This is a genomic window from Kitasatospora sp. NPDC058115 (assembly GCF_042884635.1).
Taxonomy (GTDB): domain Bacteria; phylum Actinomycetota; class Actinomycetes; order Streptomycetales; family Streptomycetaceae; genus Kitasatospora.
In genome coordinates this window covers 173,615-192,912 of record NZ_JBHVTL010000002.1, presented here as the reverse complement: position 1 = coordinate 192,912, position 19,298 = coordinate 173,615, and the positions used below count along the sequence as shown (strand labels likewise).

The following is a 19,298-nucleotide window of genomic DNA, read 5'->3' as shown; positions in this document are numbered from 1 at the left end:
TGGTGCGGGGAAGTCGCCGGGCATCGGAGTGTGCGGGAACGGTGTGGCCGAGGGGACCGCCGCTGCGACCGGGCCCTGAACCGGTCCGGCGCCCCCGTCGGGGCGCGTGCTGCGCACGGCGTCCACCTCTGCCACCACCGCACCTCCGATGCCGGGAGAGGGCGGCGCTGCCGTCGAAGGCGCCGCCCTCGCTGCTGATCCTGTCGCCGCGGTGGCCGTCGGGGCATGGGGGACGGGCCCCCATCTTTGTGACGGCGGGCCCGCACGATCCGCCGCGCCCCCGCCCATCGGCGGGGTCGGCCCGGTACCGCAGAGCTACCGCCGCGCGAACAGCAGCTGCGTGGCCACCGCGGGACGCCCGTTCATGGTGAGCACCGGGAGCTCGCGTTCACCGGCCGGTTCGAACGCGGCGAACAAGGCGTCCAGCCACGCCCGGGTGTGATGGCGGCAGACCGCGCCGTCGCTCGTCGTGAACACCCCGAACCGGCCGTGGTGCGCCTCGTCGCGCCGGTAGCGCTCCTGGTTGCGCTCGTCGGGCTGGAGCAGGTAGTCGCTGACCTGGAGCAGGCCGCCCGGGCGCAGCACCCGGTGCAGTTCGGCGACCAGGGCCCGCTGCGCCGCGTCGCCCGGGACGCAGGTGAGCACGGCGAACAGGAAGGCCGCGTCACAGGTGCCGTCCGGCCGTTCGAGGAGTGGCGGGCGGTCCAGCACGGTGAAGCGGGCGGCGGGCTGTTCGGCGCGGGCGCGGGCGATCAGCCCGGGGGAGACGTCCACCCCCTCGACGTCGGTGAAGCCGAGTGCGGTGAGCTCCCCGGCGAGCCGTCCGTAGCCGCAGCCGTAGTCGAGCAGGGCGGCGTCCCGGGCGAGGCGGTCCGTCCAGGCGGAGTGCAGGGGGTGACCGAAGGTCTTGGTGGTTCCGGTGGAACTCCAGTACGCGGACTGGTCGTCGGAGGCCGGCATGGGCCGATGATGCCACGGGTGGACGCAGGGCCGTGCGCCCGGGGTGCGCCGGGGCGGTCCGGGGGGCGTTGCGGAGTGTTCCGGGGACGAAGGGGCCGGTGGGCGCGGGCCGATGGGGCCGTTCGGCCCTTGTGAGCGGCGGACCGGGGCGGGAAGGTGATCGCCGCGCCGCAGTGCGGGGACCGCAGGGGGCGGATCGGCGCGGCAGGACCGGAGCGCGGTGGAACGGGAAGAGGCCTGAGGTGGGCGAGTTGGTCACGGTGCGGGTGTGCGAGGGGATTTCGCGGGGCTTCGCGGCCGATGCGAGGGCCCGGATCGCCGCCGTGGTGGGCGGGGCGGACGCCCTGGTGGAATCGTTGCGGGTCCGGGTCGGGACCATCGGCGCGGCGGGCTCCCCGGACGGGGCGGACCGCGCGGGAGTCCTGGCCCAGGTCAACGCCGAGGTGGACGGCCGGCGGATCCGCGTCCAGGAGGCGGCCGCCGACCTCGGCGAGGCGCTGGACCGGCTCGCGGACGGCCTGCGGGCCCGGATGACCGCCGTCACCGCGGGCTGGACGCCGCGGCCGTGGCCGCGCCGGATCCGCACCCGGGCCCTGCCGACGGCCGCCGGGCCCGGGCTGCCGGAGGACCGCCGGACCGCCGTCGCGCGGACCGCGGTCGTCGAGGCCGCCGCCGCGGAGGCCGCCGTCGCACGCGCCGGACTCCCGTACCCGGCCCGGTCGCAGCGCATCGTCCGGCGCAAGCAGGCCCAGCTGGTGTGGTGCTCGCCGGACGCCGCGGCCCGCACCATGGACGCGATGGACTACGACATCCACCTGTTCACCGACCCGGCCACCGAGACCGACGCGGTGGTCTACCGGGTCGGCCCGACCGGCTACCGGCTGGCCCGCACGGTGGCGGCCGGTCCGCCCACCCGCCCGGCCGTCCCGCTGACGCTGAGCCCGTGCGGCGCGCCGGAGCTGACGGAGGATCAGGCTGTCGGCCGGCTGACCGCCGCCGAACTGCCCTACCTGTTCTTCGCCCAGCCCGGTTCGGGTCGCGGCCGGGTGCTCTACCGGCGCTTCGACGGCGGCCTCGGTCTGATCGCGGCCGCCTCGTGAGCGACGACTCCGTGCGCCGCCGGCTGCGCGCGCGGCGCCGCTCCCGCGGGTCGCAGCCGCAGGCCCGCCGCTCCGCGTCGGTGGTCCGCCCCCGGACGCCCGTCGAGCCGCCCTCGCGTGAGCCGGCGCAGCGCGAGCCGGCGCAGCGCGAGCAGGTGCCCGCCGAACCGGCGCGGCGCCCGTCCGCCCCGCCGCGCGAACTCGTGCCGCTGGAACGGGCCGAGGCGCTGCGGCTGCTGGGCGGTGCGCCGTTCGGCCGGATCGTGTTCACGGTCCGGGCGCTGCCCGCGATCCGCCCGGTCAACCACCTCCTGGTCGACGACACCATCGTGATCCGCACGCACGACGGTGCCGCGCTGAGCGCGGTCGCGCTGGGCGGCGAGGAGCCCGGGGTGGTGGTCGCCTACGAGGCGGACGCGATCGACCCGGTGACCAGACTCGGCTGGAGCGTGGTCGTCACCGGCTTCGCCCGGCCGGTCACCGACCCCGTCCGACTGGCGCGCTACCGCGCCCTGTTGAGCCCCTGGGTGGACGCCTCGATGGACCACACGGTGGCCATCCAGCCCGACCTGGTGGCCGGCTACCGGCTCGTCGCGGGCGGGGGCGCCGCCGCTTCCTGACCCCGGGGCCCGGCCCCGGACGACGGGCCACCGGCCCCCGACCCCCGACCACTGGACCCGGGGTCCGCGATCCGCCCCGACGCGGGCCCCGCCCCCGGTCCCGGCCGCCGTGCGCCCCCTTCCCGGGCGGGACGTCCGGCCGGCCGGGACCCCGGCGCGGAAGAACCCTTCCGCGCCCCGCCGGCGCGGCCGGGAGAACGTCAACTCTCCTGGCCGCGCCGGTTTTTCGTCGTTCCCGGGGCCGGTGGGCCGGCCCGGGCGGCCGGGCGGACAGTGGTCCCGCCCGGGGGCCCGGATCCGAGGCCCACCGGCCCCGGGCCGCTGGGTCCAACGGCCCTAGGGCGCACGGGTGGTGCTTTCCGATCATGGATCGCCATCCATCCGCAGAAGTTTTCGAAGGAGTGCGTCCTTGAGCGCCATCGAGGCACAGGGCGACAGCGCGCTGCCGCCGTCGGCCGCCCGGCCGGGACAGGCACGGGTCAAGCGACCCGGCTCGTCCCTGGTCCGGCTGCTGACGACCACCGACCACAAGACGATCGGCACCATGTACCTGGTGTCGTCGTTCGGTTTCTTCCTGATCGGCGGCATCCTCGCCCTGGTCATGCGCGCCGAACTCGCCCGGCCGGGGACGCAGATCCTCTCCAACGAGCAGTTCAACCAGGCCTTCACCATGCACGGTTCGGTGATGCTGCTGCTCTTCGCGATGCCGCTGTTCACCGGCTTCGCCAACTGGATCATGCCGCTGCAGATCGGCGCCCCCGACGTCGCCTTCCCGCGGCTGAACATGCTGGCCTACTGGCTGTTCATGTTCGGCTCGCTGATCGCGGCCGCCGGCTTCGCCACCCCGCAGGGCGCCGCCGACTTCGGCTGGTTCCTCTACGCGCCGCTGTCCGACGCGATCCACTCGCCCGGCGTCGGCGCCGACATGTGGATCATGGGCGTGACGCTCTCCGGCTTCGGGTCCATCCTCGGCGCGGTCAACTTCATCACCACGATCATCTGCATGCGGGCCCCGGGCCTGACCATGTTCCGGATGTCCATCTTCTGCTGGAACGTGCTGCTCACCTCCGTCCTGGTGCTGCTGGTCTTCCCGGTGCTGGCCGCCGCGCTGCTGGCCCTGGAGTGCGACCGCAAGTTCGGCTCGCACGTCTTCGACCCGGCCTCCGGCGGGGCGATGCTCTGGCAACACCTGTTCTGGTTCTTCGGCCATCCCGAGGTGTACATCCTGGCGCTGCCGTTCTTCGGCATCGTCTCCGAGGTCATCCCGGTCTTCAGCCGCAAGCCGATGTTCGGCTACGGCGGCCTGATCGCGGCGACCGTCGCCATCGCCGGCCTCTCGGTCACGGTGTGGGCGCACCACATGTACGTCACCGGACAAGTGCTGCTGCCGTTCTTCTCCTTCATGACCTTCCTCATCGCGGTGCCCACCGGCGTGAAGTTCTTCAACTGGGTCGGCACCATGTGGAAGGGCTCACTGAGCTTCGAGACCCCGATGCTGTGGACCGTCGGCTTCCTGGTCACCTTCCTGTTCGGCGGCCTCACCGGCGTGCTGCTCGCGGCCCCGCCGATCGACTTCCACGTCTCCGACTCCTACTTCGTCGTCGCGCACTTCCACTACACCCTGTTCGGCACCGTGGTGTACGCGATGTTCGCCGGATTCCACTTCTGGTGGCCCAAGATGACCGGCAAGATGCTCGACGAGCGGCTCGGCCGGATCTGCTTCTGGACGCTCACCGTCGGCTTCCACACCACCTTCCTGGTGCAGCACTGGCTCGGTGCCGAGGGCATGCCCCGCCGCTACGCCGACTACCTGGCCTCCGACGGCTTCACCACGCTCAACACGGTGTCCACCATCGGCTCCTTCCTGCTGGGCCTGTCGCTCCTGCCGTTCCTCTACAACGTCTGGAAGACCGCCAAGTACGGCGAGAAGGTCACCGTCGACGACCCGTGGGGCTGGGGCCGCTCCCTGGAGTGGGCCACCTCCTGCCCGCCGCCGCGGCACAACTTCGTCACCCTGCCGCGGATCCGCACCGAGTCCCCGGCGTTCGACCTGCACCACCCGGAGATCGCCGCCCGCGACTACCTGGAGCACAACGGCGTGCCCGCCAAGCACCTGGCCGGGGTCACCCCCGCCGCGTACGACGTGCCCGCGCCGCGCCGCGCCCGCGCGCTCGACGGCGGCACCGGGTCCGGGCGTCCGGACGGCGACGGCTGACGGTCCGACCACGGTCGGCGGCCCGACGACGGCCGCCGACCGACGGGCCCTGACGGCCCGGCCCCAGAACGCCGCTCCCGCCCGCGCGTCGCCCCCGGGCGGGCGGGAGCGGCTCCCTCCGAACCGCCCCGGGCTTGAGGAGTGCACGGCACCATGTCCCACATCGTCCTGGCCATCGGCACCGCCGCGATCACCGCGTCCGGCTGCGTCTGGTACCTGCCCGCCATCGCCGACCTCCAGGCCGGCGACGACCGCCCCCGCTCGGCCCGCACCGCCGCGGCCGCCTGCGTGACCTGGTGGGCCTGCCTGGCCCTGGCCGGCGGCCTGCTGCTGGCCGTCCCCGCCTGGCAGCCCGCCGCCCAGATCGCGCTGGCCGGCCTGGTCGCCGGGGTGCTGATGCGGGTCCGCGCCCGCCTCCAGAGCCGGACCGAACAGCGCGAGGCGGCCGTCCGCTGGGCGCTGATCGACCCGGCCCCCGCGCCCCTGCCGGTGCGCCCCTCGCCGCGCGCCCTGCTCGGCTGGCTGCTCGTCGGCCTGGCGATCGCCTCGCTCGGCGCCGCCTCCATCCTGCTCGCCGGCGGCGGCCCGCTCGCCCCCCGCCTGGCCGCCGCCGCGGGCAGCGCGGTCGCGGTCTCCACCGCCTTCCTGCTCATCGGCCTCGGCAACGCCCGCCGGCACCGCGCCTGACGCGCCCGCGCGGGGACGCCGCCCGGCCCGCCCTCCCCGGGCGGACGACGCGGGTTCGCGGACGGGATCCCGCGCCGGTGGCCGGAATGGGGTCGTTCGGCCCTGGGCCCGGGCCGGGTGGTGCGGCATGATGCGATGGACCCGGCGTGTGGTGTGCCGGGCGAGGAGAGGGTGGAGCCACGACATGGCGAGCGAGACGACCGGGAGCGGGACACCGGCACCGGTCCGGGTGTTCCTGCTGGACGACCACGAGGTGGTGCGCCGCGGCGTGCACGACCTGCTGGACGGCGAGCCCGACCTGGAGGTGGTCGGCGAGGCCGGAACCGCCGAGCAGGCCCTGGTCCGGATCCCCGCGCTGCGCCCGGACGTCGCCGTCCTGGACGTGCGCCTCGGCGACGGCGACGGCGTGGCCGTCTGCCGCGAGCTGCGCTCCCGGATGCCCGACCTCGCCTGCCTGATGCTCACCTCCTTCGACGACGAGGAGGCACTGCTCGACGCCGTGATGGCGGGCGCCGCCGGCTACGTGCTCAAGCAGATCAGCGGCACCGACCTGATCGCCGCCGTGCGGACGGTCGCCTCCGGCCGCTCGATGCTCGACCCCGGCGCCGCGACCCGCCTGCTCAACCGGCTGCGCAGCGAGGCCGAGCCCCAGCAGCCGAGCGCCGGCGGCCCGGAGCTGACCGCGCGCGAGCAGGAGGTGCTCGCGCTGATCGGCGAGGGCCTGACCAACCGGCAGATCGGCGAGCGGCTCTTCCTCGCCGAGAAGACGGTCAAGAACCACGTCTCCCGGCTGCTCGCCAAGCTCGGTGTGGAGCGGCGGGTGCAGGCGGCGCTGATCGCCACCGAGCTGCGCCAGTCGGCCGCCGCCGACCGCTCGGCCCACCACCCGCGCGTCCTCGGCCACGGCCCGCGCGGCTGACGCCGCCGACCCCTCAGCCGGCCCCGGTCGCCCGCCCGCCTGCGGCGACCGGGGCCGTTCGCCGTCCGCGCGTCGGCGCCGCCCGGCCTCTCCCGTTCGCCCCCGGGACGTTCGCCGTAGGCCTGCCGGGACCCTCGGCGGGACCATCGGCCCTCGCCCCGTCCCGGCCCCGCGGGCGACGATCGGTGCCATGAACGCCGATCCTGAAGCCGCGTCCGTGCAGGTCGAGCCACGGGTCCGGGCGCAGCCCCGCCGCACGCGGGAACTCGACGAGACCAGGGCGCTGGAGCTGCTGGGCCGTACCGGGGTGGGCCGCGTGGTCTACACCGTCGGCGCGCTGCCCGCCGTCCTCCCGCTCCGCTTCCGGCTGGACGCGCTCGGTGGCGTCCTGCTCGCCGCGGAGGCCGACTCCGAACTGGCCCGCGCCGTCGACAACGCGGTGATCGCCTTCGAGGCGGACGAGGTGGACGGCACCGACGGCACCGGCTGGTGCGTCACCGTCCTCGGCCGCGCGGAGGTCCGCCGGCCGTCCCCGGCCCCCGGCGCCCGGGTGGAGATCCGCATCGCGCCCGAGCTGGTCGTCGGCCGCGAGCTGACGCCCGATCTGTCCTGAGGCCCCGCCCGTCCCGAGGTCCGGCCCCTCCCGGGGGCGAACCGTCCTGGAACCGGCCCGTCCTGGAACCGAACGGCCCTGGAACCGGACCGCCGGCCGGCGGTTCGCGTCGGGTCCCCCGGGCCCTGCCGGGTCACACGCCCAGCGGGGCCTGCCACACCAGGCGGGTGCCGCCGCCGTCGGCCGGGAGCAGCTCGAAGGTGCCGCCCGCCCGCTCGGCGCGTTCGGCGAGGTTGCGCAGTCCGCTGCGGCGCCCGCCGGCCGGGACGCCCACGCCGTCGTCGGTGACGGTGAGCGTCACGGTGCCCCCGGCCGCGCGCAGCGCCACCTCGACGCGGTTCGCCCGGGCGTGCCGGGCGGCGTTGCTGAGCGCCTCGCCGAGCACCGCCATCACGTGCTCGGCCAGCTCCTGCGGCACGTCGGTGTCCAGCAGGCCCTCCATGCTGAGCCGCGGCGCGAAGCCGAGGGTGGCCTGCGCCTCGCCGACGACCCGGGTGGCGCGGGCCCGCAGCCCCCGGTCCGGCTCGCTGTGGGCGCGCAGGCCGAAGATGGTCGAGCGGATGATCTTGATGGTCTCGTCGAGGTCCGCGACGGCCCGGCTGACCCGGTCGGCGGCGCTCTGGCTCTCGATCAGCCGGCCCGCGCTCTGCAGCGTCATGCCGGTCGCGAACAGCCGCTGGATGGCCAGGTCGTGGAGGTCCCGGGCGATCCGGTCGCGGTCCTCCAGGAGCGTCAGCTGCTCGGCGTCCCGGCGTCGTTCGGCCAGCTCCAGGGCGAGGGCGGCCTGGTCGGCGAAGCCCAGCAGGGGGCCGGTCTCCTCGGCGGTGAACGGCGGGCGCCCGCTCTCCCTGGCCAGCAGCAGCACGCCGCGCCCGAAGCCCTCGCCGGTGCCCAGCGGCACGGCCACGGCCGGGCCCAGCCCGGTGAACCGCCCGGGCGGACCGGCGGGGAACCGGGTGTCGCCCTCCAGCTCGTCGCTGGTCGCCGGCGAGCCCGCGGCGTACGCGGCGCCGGACAGCGTGCCGTCCACCGGCACCGTCACCCCGAGCCGGGCCTCCGGCCGCCCGCCCAGCGCCACCTCGACCGTCAGCTCGGCGGCCCGCTCGCCCGGGTCGGCCAGCGCCACCGAGACGTCGGCCAGCTCGGCGCCCGCGATCTCCCGGGCCCGGCGCGCGATCAGCTCCACGACCTCCAGCCGGGGCGCGCCCGACAGCAGGCTCCGGGTGATCTCCGCACTCGCCCGCAGCCACCGCTGCTGGCGGTGCGCCTCCTCGTACAGCCGGGCGTTGTCGATCGCGACCCCGGCGGCCACCGCCAGGGTCGAGATGACCGCCTCGTCGTCGGCGTCGAAGTCCAGGCCGCCGCGCTTGTCGGTCAGGTAGAGGTTGCCGAACACCTCGCCGCGCACCCGCACCGGCACCCCGAGGAAGGTGTGCATCGGGGGGTGGTTCGGCGGGAAGCCCACCGAGGCGGGGTGCTCGGAGAGCACCGGGCAGCGCAGCGGCTGCGGGTCGCGGATCATCTCGCCGAGGATGCCCCGGCCGGTCGGCTGCGGGCCGATCGCGTCGATCTCCTCCTGGGTGAGGCCGACGGTCAGGAACTGCGAGAGGGTGTAGCCGTCCGCGCCGATCACGCCGAGCGCCGCGTAGCGGGCGTCGACCAGGTCGGCGGCGGCCTCCACGATGCGGTGCAGGGCCTGGGAGAGGTCGAGCTCGCGGCCGACCGCGAGCACCGCCTCCAGCAGGCTGTGCACCCGGTCCCGGGTGCCGCGCGCCGCGTCGATCCGCCACTGGAGCTCCTCCAGCAGCTCGTCCAGCCGCAGCTGCGGTATCCGCGGACCGCCGGGGGCGGCCGACGCGGGCGGGGCCGCCGGGACGACGGAGGGGCGTGCCGGTGCGGCCGCGGCGGCCGGGACCGGGGTCGCCCGGGGCGCTCCCGCGTGGGCGGGGCAGCCGGGCGGCGGGGCGTCGTCCGCCCGTTCGCGCCGGTCTCCGCCGGTGCCCGCCCGCGTGTCCTCCGCGCCGCCCACCGGCGTCCTCCTCGTGTTCACATGCTGCTCGTCCGGGTCCGTGACCGGTCGGGAGACCGGGCGGATTGCCTGATTCACGTTAGTGCCGCGGGCATGTGCACGGAACGCCGGGGTCGGTCATGCACGCGCCGGACGGAGTGCAATCGGCCACGCGCGCGCCGGTTGCGCGCTGTTCGCGCCATTCTCGCGGCCGGCCGGGGGACCAACGGCCCCCGGCCGGGGGGCCCTGCGGCCTCTGGCGGGCGGACCGGCCCGGGGCCAGGGTGGGAACCGGGGCCGACGGAGCGTCAGCGCGCACCGGTCGCCCCGTCGGACAGCCACCCCGAGACCCGCCCCCGCAGGGCGGGCCCGCAGCGGAAGGAAACACCCATGACCCCCGCAGTCCTGGCCGGAGTCGACGGATCGCCCGAGAGCACCGCCGCCGCCCACTGGGCCGCCGAGGAGGCGCTGCGGCGCGGGACCGCGCTGCGGCTGGTGCACGCCTGGCCGTGGCTGACCGACGGCCGCGCCGCGTTCGCCGACGCCCAGGACCTCCCGGTCGCCGCCCAGCGGATGCTGGTCGCCGCCGCCGAGGACGTCCAGGCCCGCCACCCCGGCCTGACCGTCGAGACCGACGCGGTGCTGGACGCCGCCGTGGACGGCCTGGTCGCCGCCGCCGAGGACGCCGCCCTGCTGGTCCTCGGCTCTCGCGGTCTGGGCGGCTTCAAGGGGCTGCTGGTCGGCTCGGTGAGCATGGCGGTGGCCGGGCGCGCGTCCGTGCCCGTGGTGGTCGTCCGGCCGGTGGATCCGGCCGCGGAGCCTTCGCAGGGGCCGGCGGACGAAGCGGTGGACGGGACGGCCGGGCAGCCGGCGGTGCCCGAGGTGGTGGTCGGCGTGGAAGCCACCGCGCCCGACGACGCGGTGCTCGACTTCGCCTTCCACGAGGCCGCACTGCGCGGCGCCCGGATCCGCGCCGTCCACGGCTGGGACCTGCCGCCCGCCTTCGCGGTCGTCGGCTTCCTGCCCTCCGGCACCGAGGTGGCCCAGCTCCAGGCGGCGGAGGAGAAGGCCCTGGCGGCCGCCCTGGCCGCCCACCGCGAGCGCCACCCCGAGATCGAGGTCGTCGAGCAGGCCCGTCTCGGCGCGGCCCGCACGCTGGTCGAGGACTCCGCGGGCGCCGACCTGGTCGTGGTCGGCCGCCGTCGCCGCCCGCACGACCTCGGCCCCCGGCTGGGCCGGATCGCCCACGCCGTGCTGCACCACGCCCAGGCGCCGGTGGCGGTCGTCCCGCACGACTGACCGCCCGCGTGGCCGGTGACCTCGCGTCGCCGGCCGCCGGGAGGGCGCGGGGACCGCCGCCGACCGGCATCCGGGCCGTTGGACCCTGTCGCCGGTGACCGGCCCGGCGCACCCTCGGGAGTAGCGGGACACGTGGCCGAGCCGGCCGTGGCGACCGGCTCCGGAGCGTCGAGGCAAGGAGAAGGATCACCATGACCCGGTCAGCCCTCACTCCGGCCGACCTGCGGCTGCTCGCCGCCGCCGGCGGCGCGGCGCCCTCGCTGCACAACAGCCAGCCGTGGCGGTTCCGCCCCACCCCCGGCGGGGCCGGGGTGGAGGTGCTCGCCGATCCGGACCGCGCCGTCCCGCTCGCGGACGCCAGCGGCGCCGCGGTGCACATCGCGGCCGGCGCCGCGCTGTTCAACCTCCGGGTCGCCGCCGCCCGGCTGGGCCGGGAGGCCGCTGTCCGGCTGCTCCCGGACCCGGCCGACCCGCGGCTGCTGGCCGTCCTCGACCTCTCCGCCCCCGTCGCCGGGGCCTCCCCGGCGGGCGGGCCGTTCGGACGGGACCTCTACCCGGCGATCGCCGAGCGCCACTCCAGCCGCCGGCCGTTCACCAACCGGGACGTCCCCGAGGCGGTCGCCGCCGAGCTGATCGAGGCCGCCCGGGACGAGGGCGTGACCCTCGCGGTGCTGGAGGAGGCCGGGGTGCGCCGGGTGCTGGAGGTCACCGCCGAGGCCGAGGACCGGATCGCCCACGACCCCGCCCGGCAGGCCGAGACCCGCTCCTGGCTGCGGCCGGACGCGGGCACCGCCGCCACCGACGGCCTGCCGTACGCCGCGCTCGGCCCGCAGGACCACGACGCCCGGGTGCCGATGCGCGAGTTCGCCGGGCGTCCGCCGCACCACGAGGGGCCGCCGCAGCCGTCGCAGCGCTTCGAGGCACTGCCCCAGCTGTGCACCCTCGCGACCGCGGGCGACGGCCCCGCGGACTGGCTGCGCACCGGGCAGGCGCTGGAGCGGGTCTGGCTGCTGGCCACCGTGCACGGGCTGCGGCTGACGGTGTGGCACCAGGCGGTCGAGTGGCCCGACCTCCGCTGGCGGCTGCGCGACCCCGCCGAGGGGCCCGGGCACGTCCAGCTGGTCCTGCGGGCCGGCTACGGCCCGCCCGGCGCCGCCACGCCGCGGCGCCCGGTGGAGGACGTCCTGGATCTGCCGACGGCGTAGCGGCGGGGCGGGGGACTCAGGAGATCCGGGCCCAGGCGGTCCAGCTGCCGTCCGTGCCGTGGCGCCGGGCCCACAGGTTGCCGTCCGTGCCGCGGGCGGCGATCTCGAACCGGCCGCCGCCCGTGTCGGCGGCGGTGATGCCGACCCCGCCGATCAGGTAGCCGCCCAGGGACGACCAGGAGCCCTTCTTGCCGGACGCGCTGCTCGAACGCGTCCACACGGCGTGGTCGGTGCCGATGACGAACACCTGGCGCCGGCCGTCGCGGTAGGCGTACTCGGTGATGCCGGGCTCGCCGTACTCGCCGCCGCAGAGGTACTCCCCGCCCCAGACCGGGCTGACGCAGTTCATCGGCTGGGCCGCCGCGGCGGACGCCGCCGAGGCGGTGGAGGGCGCCGCGGTCATCGCGACACCTGCGAGAACGGCGGCGGCCACCGCCGTCTTGATCTTCTGCACGGACACTCCTCAGTCGGTCCCGACCGGGACCGCCCGCCGACCGGGCGGCCCCTCGGTCGGGGACACGGGAGTCCGGAGCCGGTGGGTTCACCCGTGGACGACACGTCCGCCCCGCGGCGCCCCTTCGGGCACGGCGGGGCGGACGTGGCGCGCGGTACGGCACGCCGGCCGGGGTCAGGAACCCATGGCGGCGAGGTCCTTGATGTCCTGGTAGCTCATGCCCAGCTTGTTGTAGAGCCGGACCTGCTCCTCGTTCAGGGCGCCGCCGGCGGTCAGCTCCTTCACCTGGGCGTCGGTGAGCGGCGCGCCCGCCCCGCCCGGGCCGTCCGAGCCGTCGGATCCGTCCGAGCCGTCGGAGCCGTCCGAGCCCTCGGCCCCGGCGCCCATCAGGCCCTGGGTGAACCCGGCGGCGAACTCGCCGAAGGCGCTGCCGAGTTCCTCCGCGCTGATCGTGGCGGCGTCGGCGGGGGCCTGGACGGCCGGGGCGTCCTTGGCGAACGTGATCCGCAGCGGCAGGGGGGTCGCCGTGCCGGCCTTGGCGTCCAGCTGGGCGAGGTCGAAGGTCATCGCGGACAGCGCGCCGCCGTCGAGGAAGACGTCCAGGGCCAGGTTGCGGTCCGGCACGCCCGACGGGGCGGTCTTCGGCAGCTTGCCGAGGTTCGGGATGTCCTTGGTGAGCGGCTCGAAGGCCTTCAGCAGGTCGTCCGCCACCTTGCGGGCCGGGGCGGTGACGGTGATCCGCTCCTTGCCGTCCTGCTTCCCCTTGTCCTCGAAGGACAGGTCGTGGGTGAGGATGTCCTTCAGGGACGTGACCAGGCCGTCCTCGACCCCGGGGGCGAGCGTCGGGACGGCGGAGGGCCCGGTGCCGGCCGGCCCGCCGGTCTCCTTGAGGTCCTCGGTGTCGAAGCCGACCCACTTGCCCTTCAGCGCGCCCTGCAGGGCGGCGGGCAGGTCCTTGGTGAACGCGTCGAGTTCGGCCGGGTCCTCGCCGAAGAGGCTGCCGAAGGCGGCGAGGTCGGCCCGGGCGAAGGCCCGCTCGCCGACCTGGCGCAGCTCGACCAGCGACGCGCCGTCCTTGCCGGTGAGGGCGAAGGAGGAGGAGAGCGAGGCGTCCGGCTTCGGGGCCTCGCCGTCGGCGGCGCCCTTGGACGGCTGGACGTCCTTCAGCGGCTTGTCCGCGCTGAGCGCGACGGACAGGCTCACGGCGGCGAGCGCGGTGGCGCTCTCCTTGTCGATCTTCTCGCCGGCGGCCGCCCCGAACGCCTCGATCTGCTCGGCGGTGGCGTCGAACGACACCTTGGCGCTCAGGGACTTGCCCCGGCCGAGCTTGTCGAAGGCCGTCGACACCTTGTCGGCGGCGCTGAGCTGCTGCACGGTGCCGCACGCGGCGAGCCCGGTGGCGAGGACGGCGCTGCAGGCGGCCGCGACCAGGGTGGTGCGGGCGGACCGGCGTATCACGGTGTTGATGGGGTGCTCCTGGGTGCGGCCGGCGGGTGCCGGTGCGGCGGGTACGGGTGTGCGTCCGTGTACGACGTGACGGCATGACGACGTGACACAGACAAGCACAGGAACCCTGGTTCGGGCACCCCGTTTCCCGGCGCCCTCCTCAGGACGGGCACAAACTACCGGACGGGACCGACAGTCCCGCGCGGACCCCCGGTATCCGGGGGCCCGGCGCGGGGCGGCCGGCCCCGTCCGGTCCGTCTCAGCGGCTGCCGCGCCGTCCGCCGGGTGGCAGGACCTCCGCCTTGACCCGCAGCTGCGGACTGTTGCGGAAGCTGAGCGTGAACTCCACCCACTGCCCGACCTTCAGCGGAGGCGGATTGATGATCATCAGATCGGCGTCCTCCGGGGACATCGCCAACTCGCCGCGCTCCGGCACCGGCAGTGCCGCGACCGGCTCCCACCGGCCCGCGGCGCCCTGGTGCAGATGCCGCTTCAGCGTCACCCTGCCGCCGAACTCCCAGTCGGCGCCGGTGAGCTCGTCGGGTATGTCGCCGGGGTTGCGGACCGTGAAGAAGGCGGCGGTGGCCGGCACCCCGCCCGCCGTCGGCAGCAGCAGCCAGCCCGGCCCCACCTCGACCGGCCGCGCCGTCCCGGCCCCGCCGACCGCCGTCCACCCGGAGAGCAGCGCGAGCGCCACCGCGGCCGCCGCCACCGGCGGTCCGGCCACCCGCAGCCGCTCGGCCGCCCGGGACCGTCCGGCCGTCACCGCACCCACCACCCCGCGCACCGGCCCGCTCACCACGCCGCACCCGCCGACCGCCGCGCCCGGGCCGGCCGGCGCGCCGCGCCCGCCGTGCCACCGGGGCCACCGGCGTCCCTGCCGCCGTTCCCGGGCCCACCGCCGCGCCCGTCCGCGGCGCCCCGCCCGGGACGCCAGGTCCGCAGCCGCAGGCTGTTGCCCACCACCAGCAGCGAGCTCAGCGACATCGCCACCGCCGCCAGCATCGGGTTCAGCAGCCCCACCGCCGCCAGCGGGATCAGCACCACGTTGTACCCGAATGCCCACAGCAGGTTGACCCGGATCGTGGCCAGGGTGCGCCGGGCCAGCCGGACGGCGTCCACCACCGCCTCGATGTCCCCGCGCACCAGCGTCAGCCCGGCCGCGCCGATCGCCGCGTCGCTGCCCGAGGAGAGCGCCACCCCGAGGTCCGCCGAGGCCAGCGCGACGGCGTCGTTGACCCCGTCGCCGACCACCGCCGTGGTCCGCCCGGCGGCCTTCAGCTCCGCGACCACCTCGGCCTTGCGCTCCGGCGAGGCCGAGTGGTGCACCCGCTCGATGCCCAGCTCCGCCGCGACGGCCCGCGCCGCGCCAGGCCCGTCCCCGGTCAGCAGCACCGGCTCCAGGCCCATGCCGCGCAGCCGGTGCAGCGCGCGCCAGCTGCCCGAGCGCAGCGTGTCACCGACCGCCAGGACGGCCGCCGGGCGCCCGTCCAGCTCCACCAGCACCGGCGTGCGGCCCGCCGCCGAGGCGTCCGCCAGCGCCCGCGCCAGCTCCTGCGGCAGCGGCCCGTCCGCCTCGTCCGGGCGCACCACCCGCACCCGGTGGCCCTCCACCTCGCCGGACACCCCCACTCCGGCGGCGGCCGCGAAACCGGCCACCGCCGGAAGGGGCTCGGAGCCGCACCGGGCCCGGGCCGCCCCCACGACGGCCCGCCCGATGGGGTGCTCCGACCGGTGCTCGACGGCTCCCGCGAGCCGCAGCACCCGGTCCTCGTCGACCCCCGCGCCGGCGGCCACCGCCACCGCGGCGAGCTCCATCCGGCCGGTGGTCAGCGTGCCCGTCTTGTCCAGCAGCACGGTGTCCACCCGGCGCAGGCTCTCCAGCACCTCCGGGCCGCGCACCAGCACGCCCAGTTCGGCGCCGCGCCCGGTCGCCGCCAGCAGCGCGGTCGGCGTGGCCAGGCCCAGCGCGCACGGGCAGGCCACCACCAGCACGGCGACCGCCGCCGTCACCGCCGCCTGCGGATCGGCGCCCGCGCCCAGCCAGAAGCCCAGCACGCAGACCGCCACCGTCAGCACACAGGGCACGAACACCCCGGCGACCGTGTCCGCGAGCCGCTGCGCCTTCGCCTTGCCCGCCTGGGCGTCCGCCACCAGCGCGGTGATCCGGGCCAGTTGGGTGTCCGCGCCGACCGCCGTCGCACGCACCACCAGCGCCCCGCCGACGTTCACCGTGGCGCCCGCGACCCGGTCGCCCGGCCCGACCTCCACCGGCACCGACTCCCCGGTCAGCAGGCTCAGGTCGAGCGCCGAACCGCCCTCCACCACCACCCCGTCGGTGGCCACCCGCTCGCCCGGCCGGACCACGAACTCCTGCCCCGGCAGCAGCCGTTCGATCGGCAGCAGCCGCTCCTCGCCGCTCCGCGGATCGCGGACGCAGACCTCCTTGGCGCCGAGCTCGGCCAGCGCCCGCAGCGCCGAACCGCTGCGCCGCCGCACCCGCCCCTCCAGCAGCCGCCCGGCCAGCACGAACAGCGGCACCCCGACGGCCGCCTCCAGGTAGACGTGCGCGGTGCCGCCGCCGTCCGCGGTCAGCGAGAACGGCATCCGCATGCCGATCGCGCCCGCCCCGCCGAACAGCAGCGCGTACGCGGACCAGCCGAACGACGCGACCACACCGAGGCTCACCAGGGTGTCCATGGTCGCCGCGGCGTGCCGCAGCCCCTGCCGGGCCCGGCGGTGGAACCCGGCCGAGCCCCAGCTCACCACCGGCAGCGCGAGCCCGAAGCAGACCCACTGCCAGGCCGGGAACTGCAGCGAGGGCACCATCGACAGCACCACCACCGGCACCGCCAGCAGCGCCGTGATCACCAGCCGCCACCGGTCCCCGGCCTCCTCCGCCGCCGGGCCGGACGCCGGAACCCCGTCGGGGGCCGGCTCGGCGGTGTACCCGGCCCGTTCGACCGCGGCGACCAGCTCCTCGACGCCCACCGCGGCCGGGTGCAGCACCCGCGCCCGCCCGGTGGCCAGGTTCACCCCGGCGGTCACGCCCTCGATCCGGGCCAGCCGCTTCTCGACCCGGCTCACACAGGCCGCGCAGGTCATCCCGCCGACCGCCAGATCGGTGCTCACCAGCGCGCCGGTGTCCCCGCTCCCGGCACTCTCCGTCACGGACGTCACCGGCCCGCCCCCATCTCATGGCCCGTCCCGGGCTTGCCGCCGCCCCCGCCGCCGGGCGTCAGCCCGGGCGTCACCGGCCCGGCTCCGCGCCCCACCGCGAACGCCACGACGAACACCACCACCAGCAGCAGGGCGAACCCCGCCAGCACACTCAACGGCCGGCCACCCGGCGTCATCCCACTCACCCCCCACCAGTCGTCCCACCACCCCGCCGAGTTCCCGAACACCCCGAATGACCCGAATCACATACCCCCACCCCGTGCCGCCGCTCCCGCCCCGGACACGACGAGGGCCGGGGCGCGCACGGTCTCCCGCACGCGCCCCGGCCCGAAGCCGGCGGCCCGGTTACGCCCGGCGGCCCGGCCGCTGGTCGAGGTGGGCCAGGACGCCCGAGTGGAACCGCTCGACGGCGGCGTCGACACTGCGGATGAAGCCGCTCTCGGCGTTGCCCCGGGTGCTTCCCGTGCTCTTGGACAGCGAGAGCCGGAACCCGGTGATCCGCGAGGAGTCCTTGGGCAGCAGGTCGCCCGGCTCGGGCCGCAGCTTCTCCAGGGTGCCCCGGGGACCGGCCGCGTCGCCGTCGGTGAGCGTCTCCACGTGCAGGTCGGCCGGGGCCTCGCCGAGCTGCCGGACCAGCCGCTTGACCCAGCTCAGCGGGTAGCCCTGCTCGGGCGCCGGGACCTCGGTGGAGGTCCGCAGCTTGCCGACCCGCAGGTCGGCGGTGATCGCGAGGGTGCCGACGGCGCCCTCGATCCGGATCTCCGCGTCCAGGCGGCCGTCCGAGCAGAGCCGGTCGGCCAGGGCGGCCCGCAGCACCGTGGGGTCCTCGCCGCGCCGGCCCCGGGGGACCGGCAGCACCTTGACGCCGAGTTCGCCGCCGAGCTGGAAGCAGACCTGGCGGATCAGCCGCTCCCAGCTCTCCACCACCTGCACGGCGCGCCCGTCCCCGACGACGAGCGTCTCCTCGTCGACGGCCTTGCGGACCGGGACCCAGGCCGGGCCCATGTTCTGGAAGCCGTGGCAGCCCGAGTTGTCGTGCTGGAGGTAGTGCAGCAGCTCCTGGAGCAGCCAGGCGTGCGCGGGGTTGCCCACGCCCTCGTGCCGGATCAGCATCTGCGCCTGGTAGGCGACCTCGGCCCAGGAGAGGTGGCCGAGCAGCACCTTGTGCTTGCGCCGGCCGTCGATCTTGACCTGGACGAGCGGGCTCCCCTCCAGGGCCACGTCGTTGGAGAGGGTGATGACGGCCTCGTAGCCGCGCCGGGCGGCGATGTCCATGTAGTCCTGGACCTGCTCGGACTTCAGCGGGTTGCCGTTGGTCTTGCTCTCGACGAGCGCCGTCCACAGCCGCCCGGCGCGCTCGACGCGGATCACGCCGTCGGGGCGCTTCGGGGAGTCCCCGTGCGGGAGCGAGACCTCGGTGAAGGTCTCGGTGCGGCCGGCGGGCGCGCCGAACTTCGCGGTGAGGCGGCGGCCGAACTCCGGCACCTGGGCCATCACGGAGAGCAGGACGGAGGTGGCGCGGACCTCGCGCTCCAGGTCGCTCTTCAACGAGGTGGCAGGGAACAGCCGGGCGGTGCGCCAGCCGTCGTTCTCGGCGAGCGAGGGCTTGGCGGCCCGGGGCAGGGTGACCTTCTTCTTGGCCGTGCGCAGGCGCTTGGGCGCCGGGGCCGCCGCCGGCGCCTCCTCCGGGGCCGTCCCGGCGGCCGGGGCCTGCGGCTCGGGGGTCCGCTCGGGGGCGGCCGGGGGAGCCGGGGCGGACACCGCCGGCTCGGCGGGCGCGTCGACGGCCGGGCCGGCCGGGCCGGTGGCCTCGCGGGTGGTGTCCGCCGCGGCCTCCCCGCCCTCGCCGTTGGCGGTGTCGCCGTCCGTGTTCTCGTCGTCCTCGATGTCGATGCCGAAGTCCGTGGCCAGCCCGGCGAGTCCGGTGTCGTAGCCCTGGCCGACGGCGCGGAACTTCCACTCCTGGTTGCGGCGGTAGATCTCGCCGAAGACGAAGGCGCTCTCCGCGCCGGCGTCGGTGATGGAGAAGCCGAGCAGCCGCTCGCCGCCGAGATCGGCCAGTTCGAGCCGGAGGTCGTCCAGTTGGCCGAAGGGCGCGCGGTTGGGCCGGCTCGCGGCGACCACCAGGCGCTCGACGTCGGCCGGCACGGCGGTGAGGTCCAGCTGGATGCGGTCCTCGGTGCCGACGTCGGTGGAGGCGCCGTCGAGCAGTTGGACGCTGCCGTCCTCGGCGGTGGGGTTGTTGTAGTAGAAGAAGTCGGCGTTGTCGCGGACCTTGCCCTCGGCGGTCAAGAGGAGGACCGACACGTCCGCGTCGCCGTCGCCCCCGGGGCTGTTCCACCCCAGGATCACGGTGACGGAGTCGGTGCTCTCGCTCAGCGTCGCGAGCCCGACGTTGGCTCCCTTGACCATTTCCTGCACGGATGTCCCCCAGAGGAACGGGCCGCGCCGTCGGCAGGGGCGCAGCCTTGATGTGTGGTGACCTGCTGATGTGACCGGATTGCGAGGTGATTGTACGCACGCAATCGGACCGTTCGGGCCGTCGGGTACGGCGCTGCCCCGGCGCCGGGGGTGACGCCGGGGCAGCGGGGG

At 76.2% G+C, this 19,298-nt stretch carries 16 protein-coding genes; 8 read left to right on the top strand and 8 right to left on the bottom strand.

Going from position 1 to position 19,298, the window contains the following annotated elements; translation table 11 throughout:
* Positions 1–315 precede the first annotated feature (315 nt).
* Positions 316–960: a class I SAM-dependent methyltransferase gene (locus tag ACFVVL_RS02795; RefSeq protein ID WP_387670849.1), complete on the bottom strand. Its 645-nt coding sequence runs from the start codon at positions 958–960 to the stop codon at positions 316–318.
* A 242-nt stretch (positions 961–1,202) separates the two neighbouring features.
* Here ACFVVL_RS02795 and ACFVVL_RS02790 point away from each other — a divergent pair, with 242 nt between their 5' ends.
* The 6 genes from ACFVVL_RS02790 to ACFVVL_RS02765 all read left to right on the top strand — a co-directional run bounded on the left by ACFVVL_RS02790 (position 1,203) and on the right by ACFVVL_RS02765 (position 7,114).
* Positions 1,203–2,060 carry a sigma 54 modulation/S30EA ribosomal C-terminal domain-containing protein gene (locus ACFVVL_RS02790; RefSeq protein WP_387670847.1) on the top strand — a complete coding sequence of 286 codons (858 nt, stop codon included), beginning with the start codon at positions 1,203–1,205 and terminating at the stop codon, positions 2,058–2,060.
* On the top strand, positions 2,057–2,680 hold the full coding sequence (locus ACFVVL_RS02785; RefSeq protein ID WP_387670846.1) for a pyridoxamine 5'-phosphate oxidase family protein: 624 nt from the start codon (positions 2,057–2,059) through the stop codon (positions 2,678–2,680). Before ACFVVL_RS02790 ends, ACFVVL_RS02785 begins: the two co-directional genes overlap by 4 nt.
* Positions 2,681–3,089: 409 nt before the next feature.
* Positions 3,090–4,895: a cytochrome c oxidase subunit I gene (ctaD, locus tag ACFVVL_RS02780; protein WP_387670844.1), complete on the top strand. Its 1,806-nt coding sequence runs from the start codon at positions 3,090–3,092 to the stop codon at positions 4,893–4,895.
* Positions 4,896–5,048: 153 nt separating this feature from the next.
* Complete coding sequence (locus ACFVVL_RS02775) at positions 5,049–5,582, top strand: hypothetical protein (protein ID WP_380298414.1); 534 nt, start codon at positions 5,049–5,051, stop codon at positions 5,580–5,582.
* A gap of 184 nt (positions 5,583–5,766) precedes the next feature.
* The gene (locus ACFVVL_RS02770; RefSeq protein ID WP_387670842.1) at positions 5,767–6,501 is read left to right on the top strand and encodes a response regulator; all 735 of its coding nucleotides are present in this window, start codon (positions 5,767–5,769) and stop codon (positions 6,499–6,501) included.
* A gap of 190 nt (positions 6,502–6,691) precedes the next feature.
* Positions 6,692–7,114: a pyridoxamine 5'-phosphate oxidase family protein gene (locus ACFVVL_RS02765; RefSeq protein ID WP_380298411.1), complete on the top strand. Its 423-nt coding sequence runs from the start codon at positions 6,692–6,694 to the stop codon at positions 7,112–7,114.
* A gap of 133 nt (positions 7,115–7,247) precedes the next feature.
* Here ACFVVL_RS02765 and ACFVVL_RS02760 read toward each other — a convergent pair whose 3' ends face one another.
* Entirely contained in the window at positions 7,248–8,945 is a 1,698-nt protein-coding gene (locus ACFVVL_RS02760; RefSeq protein ID WP_387671118.1) for a GAF domain-containing protein, read from the bottom strand.
* 567 nt (positions 8,946–9,512) lie between these two features.
* Here ACFVVL_RS02760 and ACFVVL_RS02755 point away from each other — a divergent pair.
* Positions 9,513–10,421: a universal stress protein gene (locus ACFVVL_RS02755; RefSeq protein WP_380298033.1), complete on the top strand. Its 909-nt coding sequence runs from the start codon at positions 9,513–9,515 to the stop codon at positions 10,419–10,421.
* Between the two features lie 191 nt (positions 10,422–10,612).
* Entirely contained in the window at positions 10,613–11,626 is a 1,014-nt protein-coding gene (locus ACFVVL_RS02750) for an Acg family FMN-binding oxidoreductase (protein WP_387670839.1), read from the top strand.
* Positions 11,627–11,642: 16 nt separating this feature from the next.
* Here the strand turns inward: ACFVVL_RS02750 and ACFVVL_RS02745 are convergent, their stop codons facing one another.
* From ACFVVL_RS02745 to ACFVVL_RS02720, 6 genes are all read right to left on the bottom strand, one after another.
* The gene (locus tag ACFVVL_RS02745) at positions 11,643–12,080 is read right to left on the bottom strand and encodes a hypothetical protein (protein WP_380298030.1); all 438 of its coding nucleotides are present in this window, start codon (positions 12,078–12,080) and stop codon (positions 11,643–11,645) included.
* 174 nt (positions 12,081–12,254) lie between these two features.
* A complete protein-coding gene (locus ACFVVL_RS02740) occupies positions 12,255–13,538 on the bottom strand; it encodes a hypothetical protein (RefSeq protein ID WP_387670837.1) in 1,284 nt (427 codons plus the stop codon).
* Positions 13,539–13,785: 247 nt separating this feature from the next.
* Positions 13,786–14,292: a copper chaperone PCu(A)C gene (locus ACFVVL_RS02735; RefSeq protein ID WP_387670835.1), complete on the bottom strand. Its 507-nt coding sequence runs from the start codon at positions 14,290–14,292 to the stop codon at positions 13,786–13,788.
* 29 nt (positions 14,293–14,321) lie between these two features.
* A complete protein-coding gene (locus tag ACFVVL_RS02730) occupies positions 14,322–16,631 on the bottom strand; it encodes a heavy metal translocating P-type ATPase (protein ID WP_387671116.1) in 2,310 nt (769 codons plus the stop codon).
* 71 nt (positions 16,632–16,702) lie between these two features.
* Positions 16,703–16,882, bottom strand: coding sequence for a hypothetical protein (locus tag ACFVVL_RS02725; RefSeq protein ID WP_387670833.1), 180 nt, complete (start codon positions 16,880–16,882; stop codon positions 16,703–16,705).
* 169 nt (positions 16,883–17,051) lie between these two features.
* Complete coding sequence (locus ACFVVL_RS02720; RefSeq protein WP_387670831.1) at positions 17,052–19,118, bottom strand: TerD family protein; 2,067 nt, start codon at positions 19,116–19,118, stop codon at positions 17,052–17,054.
* Between the last annotated feature and the right edge of the window lie 180 nt (positions 19,119–19,298).